The 20,495-nt window shown below is 40.5% G+C and carries 20 protein-coding genes and 3 pseudogenes; 20 read left to right on the top strand and 3 right to left on the bottom strand.

The genetic code is table 11. From position 1 onward, the window contains the following. Positions 1-582 (top strand): IS66 family transposase (locus tag DSOL_RS23075; RefSeq protein WP_139314581.1); only part of this gene is annotated, 582 nt, incomplete at its 5' end. Between the two features lie 782 nt (positions 583-1,364). Here DSOL_RS23075 and DSOL_RS30230 read toward each other — a convergent pair. Continuing rightward, on the bottom strand, positions 1,365-1,574 hold the full coding sequence (locus DSOL_RS30230) for a tyrosine-type recombinase/integrase (RefSeq protein WP_207649667.1): 210 nt from the start codon (positions 1,572-1,574) through the stop codon (positions 1,365-1,367). Here DSOL_RS30230 and DSOL_RS29655 point away from each other — a divergent pair. Next, positions 1,540-1,662 (top strand): hypothetical protein, encoded by a 123-nt coding sequence (locus DSOL_RS29655; protein WP_282433572.1) that lies wholly within the window; start codon positions 1,540-1,542, stop codon positions 1,660-1,662. The two genes, DSOL_RS30230 and DSOL_RS29655, sit on opposite strands and share 35 nt — an antisense overlap. Before the next feature lie 275 nt (positions 1,663-1,937). Here DSOL_RS29655 and DSOL_RS23060 read toward each other — a convergent pair whose 3' ends face one another. Continuing rightward, positions 1,938-3,179, bottom strand: coding sequence for a PucR family transcriptional regulator (locus DSOL_RS23060; RefSeq protein ID WP_075367101.1), 1,242 nt, complete (start codon positions 3,177-3,179; stop codon positions 1,938-1,940). Between the two features lie 233 nt (positions 3,180-3,412). Between DSOL_RS23060 and DSOL_RS23055 the strand changes: the two genes are divergently transcribed. From DSOL_RS23055 to DSOL_RS23010, 10 genes are all read left to right on the top strand, one after another. Beyond that, positions 3,413-4,216, top strand: a complete 804-nt coding sequence (locus DSOL_RS23055) for a methyltetrahydrofolate cobalamin methyltransferase (protein WP_075367100.1) — start codon at positions 3,413-3,415, stop codon at positions 4,214-4,216. A gap of 30 nt (positions 4,217-4,246) precedes the next feature. After that, positions 4,247-4,879, top strand: coding sequence for a corrinoid protein (locus DSOL_RS23050; protein WP_075367099.1), 633 nt, complete (start codon positions 4,247-4,249; stop codon positions 4,877-4,879). Positions 4,880-4,935: 56 nt separating this feature from the next. Next, positions 4,936-5,913, top strand: coding sequence for a uroporphyrinogen decarboxylase family protein (locus DSOL_RS23045; RefSeq protein ID WP_075367098.1), 978 nt, complete (start codon positions 4,936-4,938; stop codon positions 5,911-5,913). Positions 5,914-6,019: 106 nt separating this feature from the next. Further along, positions 6,020-6,577: a DUF2284 domain-containing protein gene (locus DSOL_RS23040; protein ID WP_075367097.1), complete on the top strand. Its 558-nt coding sequence runs from the start codon at positions 6,020-6,022 to the stop codon at positions 6,575-6,577. An 865-nt stretch (positions 6,578-7,442) separates the two neighbouring features. Next, the gene (locus DSOL_RS23035) at positions 7,443-8,819 is read left to right on the top strand and encodes an ATP-binding protein (protein ID WP_075367096.1); all 1,377 of its coding nucleotides are present in this window, start codon (positions 7,443-7,445) and stop codon (positions 8,817-8,819) included. A 34-nt stretch (positions 8,820-8,853) separates the two neighbouring features. Beyond that, the gene (locus DSOL_RS23030; RefSeq protein ID WP_075367095.1) at positions 8,854-13,179 is read left to right on the top strand and encodes a non-ribosomal peptide synthetase family protein; all 4,326 of its coding nucleotides are present in this window, start codon (positions 8,854-8,856) and stop codon (positions 13,177-13,179) included. An 88-nt stretch (positions 13,180-13,267) separates the two neighbouring features. After that, positions 13,268-13,561, top strand: a complete 294-nt coding sequence (locus DSOL_RS30225) for an AIM24 family protein (RefSeq protein ID WP_083642958.1) — start codon at positions 13,268-13,270, stop codon at positions 13,559-13,561. Between the two features lie 294 nt (positions 13,562-13,855). Next, a complete protein-coding gene (locus tag DSOL_RS23020) occupies positions 13,856-14,254 on the top strand; it encodes an HD domain-containing protein (RefSeq protein ID WP_075367093.1) in 399 nt (132 codons plus the stop codon). 385 nt (positions 14,255-14,639) lie between these two features. Beyond that, a complete protein-coding gene (locus DSOL_RS23015) occupies positions 14,640-14,861 on the top strand; it encodes a hypothetical protein (protein ID WP_075367092.1) in 222 nt (73 codons plus the stop codon). 127 nt (positions 14,862-14,988) lie between these two features. Beyond that, complete coding sequence (locus DSOL_RS23010; protein WP_075367091.1) at positions 14,989-15,747, top strand: phosphatase; 759 nt, start codon at positions 14,989-14,991, stop codon at positions 15,745-15,747. Between the two features lie 115 nt (positions 15,748-15,862). Here the strand turns inward: DSOL_RS23010 and DSOL_RS27620 are convergent, their stop codons facing one another. Then, positions 15,863-16,165: a hypothetical protein gene (locus DSOL_RS27620; RefSeq protein ID WP_139314580.1), complete on the bottom strand. Its 303-nt coding sequence runs from the start codon at positions 16,163-16,165 to the stop codon at positions 15,863-15,865. A 248-nt stretch (positions 16,166-16,413) separates the two neighbouring features. Here DSOL_RS27620 and DSOL_RS30220 point away from each other — a divergent pair. The 8 genes and pseudogenes from DSOL_RS30220 to DSOL_RS22975 all read left to right on the top strand — a co-directional run. Beyond that, positions 16,414-16,599, top strand: a pseudogene (locus tag DSOL_RS30220) (nucleotidyltransferase domain-containing protein); the annotation flags it as partial. Then, positions 16,596-16,820 carry a hypothetical protein gene (locus DSOL_RS23005; protein ID WP_075367090.1) on the top strand — a complete coding sequence of 75 codons (225 nt, stop codon included), beginning with the start codon at positions 16,596-16,598 and terminating at the stop codon, positions 16,818-16,820. The pseudogene DSOL_RS30220 and the gene DSOL_RS23005, both read left to right, overlap by 4 nt. Before the next feature lie 518 nt (positions 16,821-17,338). Next, positions 17,339-17,464 (top strand): AarF/UbiB family protein, encoded by a 126-nt coding sequence (locus DSOL_RS29260; protein ID WP_235838968.1) that lies wholly within the window; start codon positions 17,339-17,341, stop codon positions 17,462-17,464. Between the two features lie 44 nt (positions 17,465-17,508). After that, positions 17,509-17,696: pseudogene (locus DSOL_RS29250) on the top strand (AarF/UbiB family protein). Continuing rightward, entirely contained in the window at positions 17,638-18,174 is a 537-nt protein-coding gene (locus DSOL_RS29245; RefSeq protein WP_075367088.1) for an AarF/ABC1/UbiB kinase family protein, read from the top strand. The pseudogene DSOL_RS29250 and the gene DSOL_RS29245 overlap by 59 nt, the downstream one beginning before the upstream one ends. Before the next feature lie 62 nt (positions 18,175-18,236). Continuing rightward, a complete protein-coding gene (locus DSOL_RS22985; protein WP_075367087.1) occupies positions 18,237-19,247 on the top strand; it encodes a class I SAM-dependent methyltransferase in 1,011 nt (336 codons plus the stop codon). Positions 19,248-19,254: 7 nt separating this feature from the next. Beyond that, positions 19,255-19,796, top strand: a pseudogene (locus DSOL_RS22980) (ABC transporter ATP-binding protein); the annotation flags it as partial. 369 nt (positions 19,797-20,165) lie between these two features. Continuing rightward, positions 20,166-20,495, top strand: a 330-nt coding sequence (locus tag DSOL_RS22975; protein ID WP_282433571.1) for an alkyl sulfatase dimerization domain-containing protein, incomplete at its 3' end; no start/stop codon positions are given.

The following is a 20,495-nucleotide window of genomic DNA, read 5'->3' as shown; positions in this document are numbered from 1 at the left end:
GAGAACTTAGATAAGTCGCATGCCAGACGCAAATATGACGAATGCTTGAAGAGTGTCCCCCAAGAGAGTCGAAAAGGGACGACGGCGGATGAAGCCCTGAAGCGCATTGCTTTACTCTATAAGATTGAAGCCCTATTGAGGGATAAATCGACTGAAAAACGGTATGAAGAACGGTTGAAACAAAGCAAGCCGATTCTTGATGCTTATTTTGAATGGCTAAAATCCATAGCTGGAACCATTGACTCCGGCTCAATGATCGGTAAGGCCATTAACTATTCCTTGAACCAGCAAAACTATCTTGAGCGTTATCTTATAGATGGCAGCATTTCCATCGATAATTCCGCAGCGGAACGATCTGTCCGTCCGTTCGCAACGGGCCGTAAAAACTGGGAGTTTTGCAATACACCCAATGGGGCGAAAGCTAGTGCGATTATCTATTCGATCACCGAAAGTGCAAAAGCCAATGGTTTAAAACCCTATGAATATATTGTCCATATCTTAGAGACCATCCCCAAACATTATATGGGCACGAGTAAGGACTTTCTGCAAGATCTGTTACCGTGGTCCGATAAACTACCCTGAAAACTGTAAATCTATGAAAAAGAATAGTTAACCCGACAGAGCCTACAGTTATTGGGGGCTCTTTTGTTTTCACTGCACATTTAAAATGTATTGTCTCAAATGTTTTGGTTTATTGCTAGGTACGGTGGGTTTGACGCTTACGAGTTATTCACTATAATTGTGTTTTAAGGCAGCATGCAATTGAAAAAAACTTAGTTTTCAATACAACCTGCCATATTTTAACAACGATAAATGGGCTAATTAGCCATAAGGAAAGGCCAATATAATGCTCGTTAAGACCCCCCATTGTGTAGATTCAGATCTAATTTTGCAAATGGATTAAGTTCCGACAATTGATATTGCAGGTCTACCAAATGTAGCTGTGAGGGGGTATTCCGTATTAGTTACCATCAAACTGACGAATTTGTCAATCCGGTAGAAAGAAACTGCTATCAAAATAAGAGTGTGAGCATGACTATACTGCAAATATTGTTATACTCTGATGGGAAAAATCCATGTTGCCATTTTGTTGACGCACTGTAGGAAAAATCATAAATTATGAAGCAAAATATTACAGCCGGAGAAGCCCAAAACCTGTATTTTACGCACTTTTCGTACTTAGTAGCAAAGATGTTTCAGTCAAAACTAAATGGGCGGCATGATGTAATAAGAGCCCTCAAACGCTGATGCGCCAAGGGCTTGAGATTTACGGATAACCTAGGGGTAACCTAGGGGTAACATTTTCGGATTTTTTTCTCCATACCCCAGAGAGGTATGGAGGTTTTTAGAGGCTTCTCATCAGTTCACCGAACTTTTGGGAGGCCTCTTTTTTCATTCGTTTTTGTTATGTGCAGATATACAAACTTTGTGGTCTCATCGTCTTTATGACCTAAGCACTCCATGATTTCCGGTAAACTTACTCCAGCTTCGGCAAATAATGATGTGTGTGTATGCCTCATGGAGTGAGGCTTAAGATTTGTGTTTAAGTTAGCTATCTTGAGTAAACGAAGCATTCTATTTTCGATGGTTTTTGTGATCTCTGGGTATCGTCCATTGGCAGATGGGCATCAAGCCAACGGCTGGATAATGGGAGCCGGATGACGCAGGCAACCATTGTGAAAGCCTTGGGATTTTATATTGCTATAGGTTGCACAGGATATATGCTTGCATCAATGAAAAATGCATATTTCCATTTACTGCAAAAATATGTTCGTTTGTTGTGGGGATGGCCTCACCGTTTTATTAAGAGGATTGATGATGCTAATTCACTTTTTGTCCTCGTAGAAGGGGACGGGCAATGTACAATCAGCTCCTGAAGTTGAAAAACTTTCCGAACCTAAAATTCCTTTTGAGTTGCATGTTACGGCTTTATAGTATCAGGGCAAAGCAATCTTAAAAAATTCCAAAATTTTATAGGACAGATAGAGTTGAAATAATACATCACCATCATTTAAATCAACATTTAAAAGGTTTTCTATTTTTTCAATCCTATGAAACATGGTATTGCGATGGATATTTAAAATAGTAGCCGAGTCTTTAACATTTTTAAAATTGCAGAGATAAGTATAAAAGCTGCGGACATAATCCGTTCCGTTTTCCTTATCATATTCAATGAGTAATATTAAGGAATGGTGAATAAACTTTTTGCATTTTTCGCCGTGAGTATAGTTACTTATCAAATCAAAAATAAGAAAATCTTCATATTTATAAAAATGCTGCTCCCTATTTAAATAATTTCCCAACTTTATTGCCTCGACCGACTCAAGGTAATGTTCCTTTACATCCGTTAATTTCGAAAATGGGCGACTGATTCCTGCCTGTAGATTATTGGTATTAATGAATTCTTTTAAAGTCTTTAATTCTATCTCTTGAAAATGCCTATCATTTTCACAACTGGCGAGTACTACAACGTTTTGATTATAGACTATCGCTTTCGCGTTAGCTAATTTGTTCTCAATTTCATCCCTCATGTAAGGAAGGGTTGATCTTGATTTATCAAAATTCTGTATATCAATGTTTATAACGAACAGCTTGCTTTTAAACTTTAAGCTTAAGATTTTAATGCGTTCAACGATTAATCGTTCGTCTTCAAACTTCCCATCAAGCAAATCGTACAAAAAGCTTTGATGCATCAGCCCCTGAGAGAAATCTATATATTTAGTTTTTTGCAACTCAATCGAAAAGGCATCGCAAAGCAGAGAGACCGATTCCTTATCGCTTTCTTTAAAATCCCGATTATGGGCGCAAACCACCATACTAGCAACATCTCTGTTGTTGATACGTATCTTCCCGATCAGTCTGGGGTATTTGCAGTAAGGATCCGACCAGTAAAAAGGGGCTTCATTTCTTGCTATCTCGTTATATAAACTATTCCTTACATAATACGAATAGGTCTGAAAGATAAAGTTATTATTCATCTTAAGCTCGTTCCAGACGGGGTCATCGGTTACTTTGGTTTCACCGGTTGAAGCAAGAAGTTTTACGCTAGAGTCAGTTATCGTAAAAGGGTTGCCCAGAATTTCATACCCTAGATCGACAAGGGCTTGCAGACCTGACTCTTTGCTGAGCGTTTTGATTAACCTCAAGGAAAATTGAGAAAGAAGCGTATTATGTTCCATAAAGACCTCCTTGTTCAAGGTGGAGTGCAAAATATACTGTTCACACCGTATATTTTGTAAAATTGACCAAAGGTAGTATTTCGAAAAAATCGAATATTCATATATACAACTATACAACCTATTCAGAAAAGGAAAGGGGAATTAATTTTAGTTACTTGTATTTTAGCATGAAACGCTGGATGAACGTAATTGATTTACTGAGCTTAAAAAATTCAAATGGAGGTTGACTGATTTTGATAATTATTGGGGAAAAAATTAACGGAGCAATTCCTTCCGTAGCAAAGGCAATTGCTGCAAAGGATGCAGACTTTATTAGAAATCTGGCTAAAGCTCAGTCAGAGGCAGGAGCTGCTTTCATTGATGTGTGTGCATCGGTTGAAGATAGGATCGAACTTGAAACCATAAAGTGGCTTATCGACCTGGTACAGGAGGTTACAGATACACCCATAGCCATTGATAGCCCTAATGTACGTATCTGTGCAGAGGCTATTAAATTCTGCAAAAAGCCTGGTCTTATCAATTCGGTCTCCATGGAAGGAGATAAGATTGAGGTCATATTTCCATTGATAGCTGATACGAAATGGGAATGTGTCGCTCTCTTATGCGATGACACGGGAATTCCCCAGGATGCAGAAAAACGTCTGGAAGTATTTTCCGGTATTATGAAAAAAGCTAAAGACTATAACATTGATCCGTCTCGCTTGCATATTGATCCCTTAGTTCAAATGCTTTGTACCTCGGAAGACGGAATCAACACGGTTGTAGAAGTCATCAAAGAAATCAAAACACAGTATCCGAAAATCCATGTAACAGGAGGAGCAAGCAATATTTCCTTTAATCTTCCTACCAGAAAACTCGTCAACCAGGCATTCATCGTGCTGGCGATGAACGCAGGAATGGACAGCGCGATCATCGACCCGTTAAACAGAGATATGATGGGCATGATCTATGCCACTGAAGCGCTCTTAGGACAGGACGAATACTGCATGGAATACATCGGAGCATACCGGGAAGATAAATTCGGTCAAAAAAAATAATATAATCAAAATCACAAGGAGGAATAGAAAATGACAATGATCGAAGAAGTAAAAGCTAAGGTAGAGGCAGGAAAAGCTAAACTCGTTCCGGGTTTGGTACAGGAAGCACTTGATGAAGGAAACGCAGCGGGAGAAATTCTCCAGGCCATGATAGACTCTATGGGCGTCGTCGGTGGCAAATTCTCCGCAGGAGAAATTTTCGTACCTGAAATGCTGATGGCCGCTAAAGCTATGTCCAAGGGTGTCGACGTACTTAAACCTCTTCTCGCAGGGACTAGCACATCTTCTCTTGGCACCTGCGTTATCGGTACAGTTCAAGGCGATCTTCATGACATCGGTAAAAACCTCGTTTCCATGATGATTGAAAGTGCCGGATTTAAGATGGTCGACCTTGGCGTAGACGTTTCCACAGAAAAATTTATTAATGCCATCAAAGAAAATGAAAATGTAACCTTAGTAGCATGCTCAGGGCTTCTTACTACAACATTGTCGGCAATGAAGGAAACCGTTCAATCGCTCAAAACTAGTGGATTAACAGGGTTCAAGGTCATCGTCGGCGGTGCGCCTGTATCCCAGGAGATGGCGGATGAAATCGGAGCAGACGGTTTCGCTCCCGATGCCGGGAGTGCCGCAGTAAAAGCCAAAGAATTGGTAAACGCTTAATCGCTTATGGGTTTAAATGCGTAAAGCAAGGAGTAAATAGAAGGAGGCCATAAATGATGTTAACGAAGAGGCAGAATTTAATGGAAACCATCAAAGGTGGAAATCCGGATCGATTTGTAAATCAATATGAATTTATGGACATTGTACTGGAAGTTCCAGTAAGGCTTATGGCCGCACCAGGTACGGAGTTCAAGAATGATTGGGGCATTACCTTCAGATGGCCGGAAGGTCAGCTTGGTCAGTTCCCTGTGCATGACGATGAACACAAGGTATTGAAGGATATCACGGAGTGGAGAAAATACGTTAAAGCGCCTGTTATTGATAATTCTGATGAAGCTTGGGCTGCAGCTGTAGCGCATGCCAATTCAGTCGATCGCAATGAACAATTTGTAACAGCATTCGTTGCACCCGGTGTCTTTGAAATGTGTCATCACCTTATGAGTATGGAAGATGCATTAATGGCTCTCTATGAAGAACCTGAAGCCATGCATGAGCTTATCGATTATCTTACGGAAGCTGAGATAAACTATGCAAAAATCCTGATCGATCGTCTCCATCCGGATGCCCTTTTCCATCATGACGACTGGGGCAGCCAAAAATCTTCTTTCATTTCACCTGCAATGTTTGAAGAATTCTTTCTACCAGCTTACAAGAAAATCTATGGATTCTACAAAGCCAATGGTGTCGAGTTGATCGTGCATCACAGCGATTCCTATGCAGCGAACCTGGTTCCCTATATGATCGAAATGGGAATAGATATCTGGCAGGGAGTTATGACAACTAACAACACTCCCGAACTGATCAAGAAATACGGCGGACAGATCAGCTTCATGGGGGATATCGACAGCGGCGTCGTCGATTTTCCGGCATGGACACCTGAAATCGTGGCCAAAGAAGTAGAGAGGGCCTGCAAAAATTGCGGGAAGTTATACTTTATTCCTAATTTAACTCAAGGTTTGAATTTCAGTTCCTTCCCAGGTGTATATGATTGCGCCACTGAAGCAATCGACAAAACGAGTAAAGAAATGTTCTAAACGAAATGCCTCCGAAGTACGTCTTCGGGGGTCTTCCTTTTCCTAATAAATTTAAAAGCATTTTATTTTGTTTCCACCGATGCTATAGTACAAAGGAGCTGAATTTATGACCTTAGCCATAGATAATTTGATGTCTTTGCTAAAATCTCTGGGTGTTAATCAATTAGCAATTATTACAGTGGAAGATGTTCAATTTAATGAAGACTTTAGGCTGCAATGCGTGCAAAATTCGTGTGGCAGTTACAACAAGAATTGGATGTGTCCCCCTGCAGTGGGTTCGATTGATGAGTTAAAGGAAAAGGCTTTAAAGTTTAAACGAGGGCTATTATTCCAGACTGTGTATCAACTCGAAGATTCTTTTGATTACGAAGGTATGCAAGAAGGCATCGAAGAGCATACCAAGATATTAAGGAAGGTATTAGACAATATAAAGAGCACCGGAGTTTTCAAAGAATTCCTCCCTCTGAATGTTGGCCCTTGTACTTACTGTGGCCGGTGTGCTTTTCTTGATGGTCAGGAGTGCCGATTCCCTGAAGAAGCAGTTTCTTCCGTCGAGGCCTACGGGATAGATGTCATGGCATTGGAGAAGAGTTGTGGGATGTCCTATAATAACGGCAAAAATACTATTTCGTGCATCAGCCTTATTTTGTTTAACCTCGATTAGTTAGTGATTACCCGTTTCATTGCGATTCCAGCTTACGATGGGACAATACTGAAGGACTACTCAGCCGACCCCCATTCTAAGGAGCGTGATTGAGTTGATAGAAGTTAAGAGCAATGCACATTGGGAAAAAGGGTACAGGTGCCATGGGTATTTATCGTTTTTGTAGTCACGTATCCCGATGGGCATGTGGAAATCGAAGACACCAAAGGCAGTTTGTGCAACCGAAACCGAGGCTTTCCGGATCAAACGGAAACTTTTCGGGGCCCGCTATCCTGATCTCGAATTGAAGGTCATTTGAGTAAGCGGCTACGACAGAATCCTGATCAACGCTCGTTCAGCTCGTACTATCAAGGGGGGCATGGAAAAACGCATAACACCCCAGCCGTTTGTTAATTGGGTGGCAAACGTCAATTGCTCCTGGAAATCCTGAAGTATGTTCAGGAACAGTTCAAAACCTACTACGAACAGTTCCGCGGTAGGAAAGAACAGCGAAATCTATCAATATGTCGACATTAACAATTTCGCTTAGGCAAATGGAATTGTAGATCAGCCCTCATGGCCTTTGCTGATTCCAGGTATTAACCCGAACTATTACACTCTTGCGCGGTTAGCGGCAGGCCTCGGAGTGTCGATAGATGAGTTGGTTGGAATACGGTAAGGACCTTACTATTACGGCTATTACGGTAGGGGCCTTTTTATTTTTCTGAGACAGGTTTCCCCTTATTTCGCAAGGAAGTTATGAGATTATTAGGTTATCTTAAGTTTATAGTGGTGTTTTTTTGAGTATTGTTCATATATTGGCGCGTGATTAAAAATCCACCTAACGTAAGTTACCCATATTTATTTCGGAAAGGAGTTGCACCCCATGGGATTCTTTCAATTTCTACATATAACAGTGAACTACGAAAACGCCATTGAGGAGATTCTAACTTACGTTAATTTTAACCGAACTAGAAAATTATCTATTATTTTGTTCTTGGCAAACGTTGGTTTTCTTTTAATAGACTATATCAACAGAGCTAGGGGCCTCTGGGTTAATGATGGTTATAGGTATTTATTTTATTCTCATGTCGTTTTAGGCTTGGTTACACTCCTTTATATTTTAGTTTACTACAGAATAAAAGTCCTCTCCTCAAATGACATAACTTTAGTTCATAAAGTCTATGTCATTCTTTTTGCATCTTTTATACTAAATCTTTCTGCTATAATATCTGGTTGGATCGATCAAAAGATTCATGCCCAAATTACCGTGTACGTTATGATATGCATTATAATAGCTGTAGTTTACAACTATAAACCAAAAATTACAGCATTTTTGTATGGATTGGGCTGGGTTGCTTTTATGATTTTCGTGGCTATTAGTCAAAAAGATCCGAATATACGCCAAGGGCACTATCTAAACGCATCTTTATTAGTTGTAATATCATATTTCTTATCCACTATACTTTATAAACTTAAGATACAGGATTTGATGCATGAGTATAACCTAGAGAATATAGTCACAGAGCGGACTAAAGAATTACAAACTGCTAATAATTTACTTACTCGGGAAATCTTAGAACGCAAACGAGCTGAGGAAGAGATAATACGGCTTGATCGGTTAAACTTAATCGGTGAAATGGCTGCTAGTATTAGTCATGAAGTCCGGAATCCTATGACAACAGTAAAAGGTTTTTTGCAATTACTTAGAAACAAACAAGAGTCAAAGGGTAAGGAATACTTTGACCTCATGATAGAAGAACTAGACCGTGCAAATTCAATTCTCTCAGAGTTTCTTTCCATCAGTAAAAACAAAGCAACTATGTATGAATGGTACAATATTAATGACATAGTCACCTCCACCTTGCCACTTATCCAAGCAGATGCACATAATAACGATAAATTATTGACTGTTGAGCTTAATAATGTACCTGATTTACAACTCGACATACAGGAAATACGCCAACTCTTATTAAATCTTGTTCGTAATGGATTTGAAGCAATGTCTAATGGTGGACAGTTAAAAATAAGAACATTTTCTTCTAACAGTGAAGTAACCTTAGGCGTATCGGACGAAGGTAATGGAATTGAACAATATATGCTGGAAAAGTTAGGTACACCATTTTTTACAACGAAAGAACAAGGAACAGGTTTAGGATTAGCAGTATGTTACGGTATAGCTTCACGGCATAATGGGAGGATAAGTGTTGAAACAAGTCCTGAAGGTACTACATTTTATGTATACTTTGAATTGAGTAAATAGAAAACTCACTTTTTATTGGGAGGAATTATTAAAAATGCCGGAGCCATTGGTTTACCCGTTAACCTTTCCGCAACAATCCATATGGGATATCGAAAGATTTTATGGAAACACAAGTTATGCTAATTTAGTAATGACAACGATAATTAGGGAAAATGTTAACATGGATTTTCTTGAGAATGCGGCTAATCATATCATTCAACAGCATGAAGCTTTACGTTTAAGAATTATAATTAGTGAAGGTGAACCCCGTCAATATATATCTGAGATTCGGAAACACAAATTTGATCGTTTTGACTTTAGTCATTCAAACGGGTTAGAGGATTTTGCAGGCTGGCAGGATAAGCATACAAGGAAGCCTTTTCAGCTTTTAGACGCTGACTTATTTTATATTGCTCTCATAAGATTAAGTAATAATGAAGTCGCCTTGTATTCGAAATTTCATCATCTTATTTCTGATGCATGGACCATAATCATGATCATTAGAGATATACTAAATACTTATAAGGATTTAGTTAACCATGTACCACTTTTGATTGAGCAAAAACCTTCTTATTTTGATTACATTTTGGAGGACATGGAATATCGGAATTCCCCAAAATATAAAGAACGTAAAACCTTTTGGCAACAAATGTATAAAACTGTTCCCGAATTTATCCTCTTAAAAGAAAGAGCGCAAAGGAGAGATAGCAGAGCAAAGAGAAGGACGCAGAGGTTGTCGCATGATCTCACGGAAGAGATTGAACGTTTTTCAACAGAATTTAAGGTCTCGGGTTTTATCATTTTCTTTGCGGTATTTGCGTTATATATATCGAAAACGACTTTTAAGCATGACCTTGTTATTGGGACTCCTGTCCTAAACAGAGCGAATCATCATACTAAGAACACTGCTGGGATGTTTATTAGCAATATACCATTTCGCATAACCATCAATCCTGAGTGGAACTTCGTAACCTATCTTGGTGAAGTTTCTAAAGTATGGAAACAATTATTAAGGAATCAACGATACCCTTATCAGGAAATATTAAAGGACTTTCGCGAGGCACATAGTCATTCAGGGAGTTTAACGGATGTCTTTTTTTCTTATCAAAATGCAAAGTTTGAAATTGACGATCTCGACTTTGAGAGCTTTTGGTACTTCAATGGCCAAGAGATTAATACGTTATCCCTTCATGTGAGTGATTGGAAGGATGAGGGAGCTTTAAGGCTCGATTACGATTATTTAATCGAAGCCTTAACAGAAACAGAAGTTGAGCAAATTCATCACCATATTATAACTCTTTTAAAAGATGCAATTTTTAAGCCCTCCAAAGCATTGTCTCAAATCTCGCTGTTGACCAGCCGAGAAAAAGATATACTTCTTCATGAATTTAATCTCACTAAGCTGGAATATCCGAAGGATAAGACAATTCAACAGTTATTTGAAGAACAGGCGGAGAAGACGCCTGAGGGAATAGCCTTGATTGTCGATGACCAACGATTAACGTATAGAACCCTAAATGAGCGAGCCAATCAATTGGCAAATGTACTCAGACGAAAAGATATTAAACCGGATAGTATTGTGGGAATCATGGTTCATCGTTCCCTTGAACTGATGATTGGAATTTTGGGGATAATTAAAGCGGGAGGCGCTTATCTCCCAATTGATCCCGATCACCCTATTGCGCGGGTCGAAGAGGTGCTGCGCGATAGTCGAACGCAATTGGTACTCACTTCCCAAGCTTTATACGCAGAAAAAGAAGAAATAGGGCGATTAGAAAAAACATTGGGGTTAGAAAAGATTAATCTTGATGACGCTGCGTTATACGCCGGTACAGCCTCCAACTTGGTATCTATTAATAAGCCGACAGATTTGGTCTATGTGATTTACACCTCGGGATCAACGGGTAAGCCCAAGGGGGTTATGATAGAACACCGTTCGGTTAACAATCTTATTCATGCCCTTACCCAGAAACTTCATTTTTTTGAGCAGAAAGTAATCCTTTCTTTGACTACGGTGTCATTCGATATCTTTGTTATGGAGACCCTTCTGCCGCTGTCTCAGGGGTTATGCGTTATTATGGCAAATGAAGAAGAACAGCAAATTCCCAAATTGTTGTTTGACCTTATTGACAAGTACAATATCGAAATGCTTCAGGCTACACCCTCTAAAATTCAATCGGTATTAAAAGATCCCTACTGTTCGGTAGGGTTAGCACCCTTATCTGAAATTTTCATTGGAGGAGAAAAACTTTCTGAAGTATTATTAAAGCGCGTACGGAAAGTCGCCCCTTCGGCAAGGATTTATAATATGTATGGACCCACTGAGACGACAGTGTGGTCTATGTATAAAGATGTAACTCAAGTTGATCATATCACTATAGGGAACTCTATCGCTAATACCAAGATATATATCCTAGATGCGGTGAGGGAGCTTGTCCCTATGGGAATAACCGGGGAGATTTATATCGGAGGAGAAGGGCTGGCCAGAGGATATCTTTACAGAGAGGATCTTACTAAAGAAAGGTTTTTTCCAGATCCCTTTCATCAAGGTCAAACGGTATACAAAACCGGCGATCTTGGACGGTGGACGTCAGATGGTGAGATTGAACATTTAGGCCGAAATGACGATCAGATTAAGATTAGGGGTTTTCGTATTGAGTTAGGCGAGATCGAAAAATGCCTTTTAGAGCATGAATTATTGCAGGACGTTGTTGTAATCAGCCGTGAAGACGGGAAAAATAAAAACTATCTTTGTGCCTATTTGGTGGGGAATCAGGCATGCTCTATCTTAGACCTGAGAACGTATTTAGCACAGCGGCTGCCAGATTATATGATCCCTTCAAAATTTGTTTGGCTGGATGCCATACCCCTTACGCCAAATGCTAAAGTGAATAAAAAAGCCCTTCCTGATCCAATTTCTGCAGGGAGGATACAAGATGCAGAGCCCATATCTCCTCGGGATTCGTTAGAAGAAGAATTGGCTCGGTTATGGTCAATAGCATTAGATGTAGAACAAGTCAGTGTGGATGATAATTTTTTTGTTCTCGGAGGAGATTCTCTTGCGATCATCGAGGTACTTACAGGGATTTGGTCTCGTGAGTGGGATTTATCAGCCCAGGACTTCTACGATTATCCGACGATCCGCCAACTTTCGGATAAGGTGAGGGGGAAGATAAGCGGACCGAAAGAATCTGAGCAGCCTGCGGAGGATTTTCCAAGCATTTATTTGGAGTATGATAAAACTCCTCCAGCCTCGATATCTGTTCAGAGGGGGAATGTACTGTTAACTGGAGCAACGGGCTTTTTGGGAATACATTTGCTTTGGGAGCTCCTTAAGAGTACCCCTTGCACTATATATTGCATGGTGCGAGGGGTCGAGTCGGAAACACGGCTTACACGTCTGTTAAAATTTTATTTTTTAGCATCGTTATCAACGATTGACTATTCTCGAATACGAGTGGTAAATGGAGATGTTTCACTCGAAAAATTCGGACTATCCGTCAAAGACTATGAAATGCTGGGGGAAAATGTATCGACTGTAATTCATGCAGCTGGGCTAGTTAAACACTATGGATCGTACGCGGAGTTTGAAAAAGTAAATGTACTCGGAACCCAAGAAGTAATTGCGTTTTGCCTAACCTTTAGGAGACATATGAACCATGTTTCAACAATAAGTGTTGCTGGAAATCAATTAGTCCAAGAACCGGGCAACGGGCGGTTTAGTGAAACCGAACTTTATATAGGCCAAAATTATCTCGACAATCTATACGTTCGAAGTAAATTTGAGGCAGAAGTTTATGTTCTTAAAGCTATAAATTCAGGACTACTACATGCCACAATTTTTAGGGTGGGAATATTGACTGGAAGATATACAGATGGCCACTTTCAGGGAAATATCCATGAAAATGCTTTTTATCAAAAGTTAAAATCACTTATTGAGTTGAAAGCCATACCGCGTGATCGACTACATCAGGAACTGGAATTTACCCCTGTCGATGTCTGTGCAAAAGGGATTATCAGTATTATTAGGACAAATACATGGACTGGACGAGTATTCCACATGTTTAACCACAAAAAAGTTGAGATTAAAAAAGTGATAGATATTCTCTATTCACAGGGTACGGAGATTGAGCTGCTAGATAAGGTGTTGTTTTACCAATTAATAGAAGAGTGTCGAAAAAAGAAACATAATGATTCTCTCAATGGATTTGTTCTAGACCTTACTGAGGAGGGTCAAATCGATTCAACGTTTAAAATTGAAATTTTAAGTAATATTACTCAAGACTATTTAGCTCAAACCGGGTTTGAGTGGCCGGAGGTTACTGAGGATTATTTGAATAAGGTTTTAGATTATATGAAGCGGGTTGGTTTTTTGCGATAAAAAATAACATTAATTGTCGTTTAGATGTGTGAGCAACCTCCGTATCGTCTTCCCGTTAACGATATAGACTTGATATAGGACGCTGTAGATATCCAGAGTATCATTAACTAGAAATATAGAATACACGTATGATCGCGTGCATGGTTTTTCTAACATGTTGTTTGGGGGCACAGGATTTTTCATAGACAAGTTTAACTGTACGCACGGTGATGGGGTATTATGGCTACACGGATGCGGAAATGTCTTTAGCAAAGAACTAGCATCTAACGAGCAAATAGATGTCGAATCAGGCGGTTGGATCTATAAAAGTCCATCGGTACGCATCGGTAAGCATGGAAACGAACGTTTAAACTCTTCCTATAGGTTTCATCGCTTCGATTAGTTTTGTAACGAACCGGTTCACGGGCCAGGAGGCATACAATCAATGTATAATCCCATTATGGCGGGTAAGACGGAAACTTAGACTAACTGACGACTCATTAGCAATGCGTAAAAAAATATCAGAAAGGAGTGAAAAATAAGCTGAAATCATTGACAAATACCCTGAAATTGGTGTAAGATTAACAAAATTGTGGTTGGGTAAATCCCTACTTAAAATATGTAAATATTTGGAAGTTGCCCAATCGGGTGGCTTCCTTTAGTTTTGCTTAAAAAGCTATGCGCATAACGTTTATCCATGCAATACGACCTACTCTATGCAGGAATCATCTTACATGACATCGGCAAGGTCTATGAACTGATGACCGATGAAACAGGCTTGGGCACCGAATACACACTAGAAGGAGAACTGCTAGGACACATTGCGATTGGTCTGCGTATCATCGAGCATATGGAGGGACTTGACATAGAAAAGAAGCTCCTGTTGCAGCATATCATTCTGTCGCATCACCAAACGCCCGAATGGGGCAGCCCGAAACGACCGATGATTAAAGAGGCGGAACTCCTGCACCATCTAGACATGATCGACTCGCGCATGTTCGACTTCGAGAATGCGGTAGTACAGACGGAAGTAGGGACACTATCTGCGAGAGTTCATGCTCTGGAGAGGAAGGTATATCGACCAATTTTTGATTAATTCCCCTTCGACCGTTTAAACTATCGTTCAATTAAAAGTTAAAGGGACATTTTCTCTTTCCCTATGCTAAAGAAAAACATACTGATAATTGTATGTTTAACCTAAGCTTAAAGCTTTATTAATACTGCCGTAATAATACAAGGGTATCATTAGTGGTGGTAAGATATACCGAATTTAATGAAAGGGGTGATGCAATCATAAAAAATTACGACTACAAAGAATTAACGTAGTAAGTGCTAATTCATCAATTCTCTAATGACAATATGGATCGAATCTGAAGCCACCGTTTTGGTGTCAGAAACCTATTAATCCATTTAAAAGCGTCGGGTCCGATAAGATTCATTTTCTTAAAGTGAACGCCTGTTTATTAAAAGGAGGCTGGACTATGACCCCGCAATATAAATATTCCTTATTGAATACAAAAGAGGCTACATACTATCTCGAAGTATCAAAATTTAAATTTAAAAAGCTTATTCTGGAAGGGTATTTAACTCCGCAGGTTTGGACCTCTCGTAGCGGAAAAGAGGTACATTTCTTTGACCCGATGGAGTTGACTAAAGTTAAGAAGATGTTGATTAAGGAAGGGTACCACTACCAACACGCGTAAGAAGCTTTAAAGCACAGATTTCGATTTTCTACTGAATCATCTAACGATACGAGGTGTTAGAAGTACACCTTCTTAACGAATTTTTTCTTGAGGCCTTAGTAATAGAATTTAACATGGGGTGATGAAAATGGAAATACTGGTTGATTTGCATACCCATACCATTACAAGCGGACACGCATACAGTACAATTACAGAAAATGCTCTGGCAGCTTCACGCAGGGGTCTTAAATTACTGGGTATGACAGACCATGGACCAAGCATGCCAGGGGCTCCTCATCTTTACCATTTTGGGAACCTGTCGATTATTCCTAAAGAAATATCTGGGGTAAAGATTTTACCAGGAGTTGAAGCCAATATCGTAAACCATGAGGGAGAATTGGATATCCCTTTTAGTTATTTGGCTCAGATGAAACTTGTGCTCGTTGGACTTCATGTTATTTGTTATCCTGGAGGGACGTCTGAACAAAATACTCAAGCTTATATCAAAGCCATGGTAAACCCATATACCGATATGATGGTTCATCCGGGACGACCAGATTTCCAACTGGATCTTGAGCGGATTGCCTACAAATCTGCACAATTAAATATCCCTGTCGAGGTTAATAACAGTTCACTGTCTACGATAAAAGGAAAAGATGGAGCGAGGGTGAATTGTCGTTGCTTTGCCAGTTACATGGCGAAGTACAAAAGCCCGGTTATTTTGGGAAGTGATGCTCATTTTTGGGACCGGGTCGGTGAGTTTAGCGATGCTCTTGATTTGATCCATGAGGCGGGGATTTCGGAGCATCAGATTCTGAATACTTCACCCGAACGAGTACTGGATTATTTGGCGATACGACGTAAACAGCGCCTAAGTACCGCGAAAGTACCGTTAAGTATTGCTTAGGGTTATGGCAAAGATAGTATAAAAAAAGTCCTGGAGCACGTCTTAACTATACTAATCAAAGGGATAGGATTCATAGTATTCTATGAATAACCTATCCCTTATTTCTTTACTATGTTTAAAGCTTATCAATACCGAATAAATAACGTATGAGTAGGGTCAGGATGGATGGATGGAATAGAGTGTGTTGATGACCGAGGGAAATCCCGTAGTTTTCTTGACGTAAACGCGGACAAGGTAGAGGAGGTATAACCCGAAGGGAAAAGCCAAATCGATAGGCTGCGAGATGGCGGATCGTTCCGTAGTAGCGAGTAAATCCGAGCCAATGAAATCTGGTAACAGTGTTGAGGAAAAAACTTGGATGAGTATGCGCAGAAGATGCTTGCGTGGCAAGCTTGCTACGCAAGTTCTCAAGTCGCATAACCTGCTTCCCCTCCAAAAGCGGGAAGACAGAGGCAAAGGGAACGAGCTTCGTCAAAGTCTGTGAGTTCGCGTGAGTGGAGATCGTAAGCGCCTTAAACAACACGGGTAGTCTCAAGAGGGTGCGTCCCGCCGATGGAGAAGAAACGCCAAAGGATAAAGGGCTACTGGCGACCTGAGTACGCGGGGGGCAAATAGGAGCGATTGGCCTTGTGCCTAAGACGCATTTAGAAGGAAAACGGAAAACTAACCCGAAAAATAATCCTTTTTGGGTCCAGGAGCAAGGGATTAGAAGGAGCTCATAGTGATTATGATTTTTTAGTGTTGAAACGAGACATTAATAATAGCCGTGCTTTGTCCCAACAGTTGTATCGAACATTGGTTGATATTCCAGCCGTCGTAGACATCCTCGTGGATACCCCTGAAAAAGATTGAATGCAGAGAGAGCCAAGGCTGAAGGGGAAGCAAAAGGGAATGCTGAAACGATCTGTCAATACATTGAAGTGCGGTTTGGAGCAGAGTCTCAATCTCTTCAGGATACTGTTCGCACGATAACTGACTTGGATGTGCTCAGTCGGATTATAAATCGAATCTTCGTAGTTAATCATTTGGATGAGGCAAAGACGCTCATTCAGAGCAGTTTTGTTTCTCAGTAGTACCCAACTGGCAATACAACATATGTGGCCTTAGAAGTTGCTTAGAATAACATCAACAGTAAACGGGATGCCGAAAGGTATCCCGTTTAAAATATGGGGAGATGACTAAGTGCTGTTTTCATTTTATAAATTATTCGAGGAATTGATCTTTAGTTAACCCGATAGTAGCTGTCACGTTACGCTTAAAGTTTCATACCTATGTAATAGTCTATTAAGAAACGGAGAGCATTCAGTATGTTTGAAATACCTGCGAGGCATTTTGCCCGTTACTACGAGATCCTTTCCGTACTTATCCGACATGGCTTGGGTTATGTACTGTTCTCGGGGAATTTAATGCCAATGCAGGAGGAAAATTTAGCATTCGTTGGAATGCATCTAAGAAATGATTCGCAGAACTTGGACCAGCTTTTGTAAAAGCTGGACAACTAGCGAGTACCCGGTCGGATCTTCTTCCGCAACCTATTGTTCAAGAATTAGCGAAGCTCCAAGACAGGGTTCGCCCGCTTTCCTTTGGGGTAGTGCGCGGAGTTGTCGAAGAATCCTTACAGACTAGCCTAGAGTTAGCCTATCAAGAATTTGATCCTGTACCTCTAGCGGCAGCGTCTATTGGACAAGTGCATCAGGCAGTTCTGTACATATTCTGATCCCGAAGATTTACTGGGAATTTACGCATCCCTCAGTGTTAACTATGGAGTATATTTCGGGGTTCCGTTACATCAAATTATAGGTTCTCAAGAAACATCTTATGATGTTCATCGGATCGCAGATCGCTTAAGTAAAGCTCTTCTCCAACAAATCCTTCTGGGGGGGTGCTTTCATGGTGATCCTCATCCTGGTAATATTTATATTACCTGGGGAAAAAATTGTCTTGCTTGATTTCGGGATAACAGGACATCTAACCCGTACAATGAGGGGTCAGATCTTGTCACTAATGTCTGCACTGATCCGAGGAAATAATGCTTTAATTTTGGAGACAATCTCGCAAATGGGCATTGTACCTGAGCATGTTGACAGACTGGCCTTCCAAGCAGATATTTCTGCCTTACGTCATAAACATTTGAAAGTACCCTCGAGGAAATTTGCCATGGGTGAATCTATTCAGGACTTTTTAAATATCATCTTTCGCCATGGAATTCATATTCCTTCTGAATTTATCCTCGTAGGTAAATCCTTGCTAACTCTTGAGGGAATTTTAAACGAGCTAGATCCTACTTTAAGCCTGGTTGAACAAGCCAAGCCCTTTAGCCGAAGGTTTATCTGGGGGAAGTTTGATCTGTCGAATTTATGGGAAAGAATTTGGGGAACGAGGGTGACAGACACGACTGGTTTACCAATAAAATACAATAGTATATAGATATGGCAAAACACAAGGTCCCTGTTTGTTTCGGGGCTTATTATTATGGGAGGTGAACCTCCATGGATATAGGAATGCTGGCACTTCTTGGAAAGACGGTATCACTCATGGAAAATTTAGGGTTTATGTGGCTTGTTCACACGGGATTTGAACTTAATCTCTGGGAACGCCTTCTTGAAGAAAAAACTAAAGAGCAGATCCTAGCGGAAAATTCAAATTGGGACCCTCTTTTACTGGATCATTGGTTGGAACAAGCAAAGATTCAAGAACTTGTAGTTTTCAAAAATGGAAATTATCAACTGAGTAAAATGGGGAAGGCCATTAATAATTACCGTGACTATGGCTTAGAAGCGATGTACAAAGAGTTTGCCCTTCATTGGGGGCCTTGCTTTGCGCAATTACCGGATTTGATGAGAGGTGAAATCCCTCGGGTGCAAATGGAATTTGAGATGGAAAATGAGCTTATTTCCAGAGCCTCCCAAGCTTCAGAACCCTTCGTCTGGCCGTTGCTTAGGGGGAAGTGTGAAAAAGATCGCTGGCGTAACGTCTTAGACGTTGGTTGCGGTGAAGCTGTGTTTTTACGAAGACTCGTTGAAGGATTTCCAAGTTTAACGGGCGTGGGTCTAGAGATTAATCCGTCTGTAGCCGATCGGGCTGCAGCTCAAACAGAATCTTATCAAGGACGAATTAGGATTGAAGCTACAGATGTGTTTGAGTTCACCGACACTTTAGGAACGTATGATTGCTGTCTTCTCAATAATAATATCTACTATTTTAGCAGCGCAAACCGCGTGGAACTTTTGAATTACCTTAAGGATCTATTAAGCCCAGGAGGGAGAATTGGGATCTTAACGGCTCTGCGTGGAGCAACTCCATCATTTCAAATTCTTAAAACTCATATTCCACAAAATTTAATGAGTTTTTTTCTGACCTGTCATGAGGGTTTTGAGGGGCTACCTTTGGAAAAAGAAATGGTAGATCTCCTGGAACAAACCGGTTTCACTGAGATTGAGGTGATTCCGTTACCGTTTAAAGTGTCTCACTATTTCTTTGCTAGAAAGCCGTTGGACTGAAAGGCAGGGAGGAGGAAAGACCACGACTATCCGTCTTTTAATGGGATTTTTAAAGCGGGATTCGGGACGAGTAACGATCAATGAACATGATTGTTGGCGAGAAAAGACGGAAGTGAAGAAGATCGTCAGTTACCTTCCGGGTGAACTTCATTTTATTGAGAACTTAACAGGGGCTGAATGTTTAGATCTTATCGCGGGAATGCATTGCGATTATCTTCAAATAAAGAAGAATCGAGATTATTTTGTGAGTGCCCTCGATTTAGATTTAAGAATACTCATTCGGAAGATGTCTAAAGGGATGAAGCAGAAGTTGGGGATAATTTCGGCATTGATGTTGGATGCCACGGTGCTCATCCTTGATGAACCGTCATCTGGACTGGACCCCTTAATGCAGAAAGTGTTCATTGATTTAATCCTAGAGGAAAAGAAAAGGGGAAGACTTTATTTATGTCTTCCCACCAATTCGCGGAGATTGAGCGCACGTGTGAGCAGGTTAGAATTATTCGAGAAGGGAAACTTCTAGCCGTTCAAAGTATTTCTCAAATCCGTGGGCGGTACTTTCTTGCCCCCAGTAAACGGTATCAGCTATGCGGGGAGAAGTGCAAAAAGATACAGGCGGCGCAGAACAAGCGGAAGTTTGACGAACAGGCCAGAGAGGACGACATAGAAACCCTGTATAAAAACGAGTATCAGTTTTGGTACATGATATATACATCAAGCGGAAGAAAAATTATTGGATAGATCTGTCCGTGGAAATTGAAAATTATTGCCGGATAAATGGCATAAAACACAACAATTATTTTTATCATAAGGAATTAGTAGAAGCAAGAAAACAGGGACTTACACTTAGAAGGTAAATCCATTTCAGGAATGGAGAACACACTTCCAATTACGCAAAACTGCGTGCTGGCGTTGTCAATGGATTATAAAGGTGCTATTGAGTCTATACTGCTACAGACATTAGATTGCATGAACCTCGGTATGAGCGAAATGCAGACCGTGGAGGCAGTGAAACTACCGGAACAGTACATGGATAAGCCCTACCCGGGAGAATTTTACGGCACTGTGGAATGGACGGTTCGTGCCATGTACTGCGGCTATTTCGGGTGGTTCGACGGTAATCCCACTAACCTTGAGAAGTTGTCAAATTCCGCGTTTGACGCGAAACTTCTGGATATGATTGGCGTTGACAATGTGCTGGAAGAAATCCATAAGTCTCTTGACAGCGGCGAATATCAAATGGCATTG

Source organism: Desulfosporosinus metallidurans (genome assembly GCF_001936615.1).
Classification (GTDB): Bacteria; Bacillota; Desulfitobacteriia; order Desulfitobacteriales; family Desulfitobacteriaceae; genus Desulfosporosinus; species Desulfosporosinus metallidurans.
The sequence above is the reverse complement of the archived record's forward strand: the minus strand, read 5'-3'. Positions and strand labels throughout refer to the sequence as shown.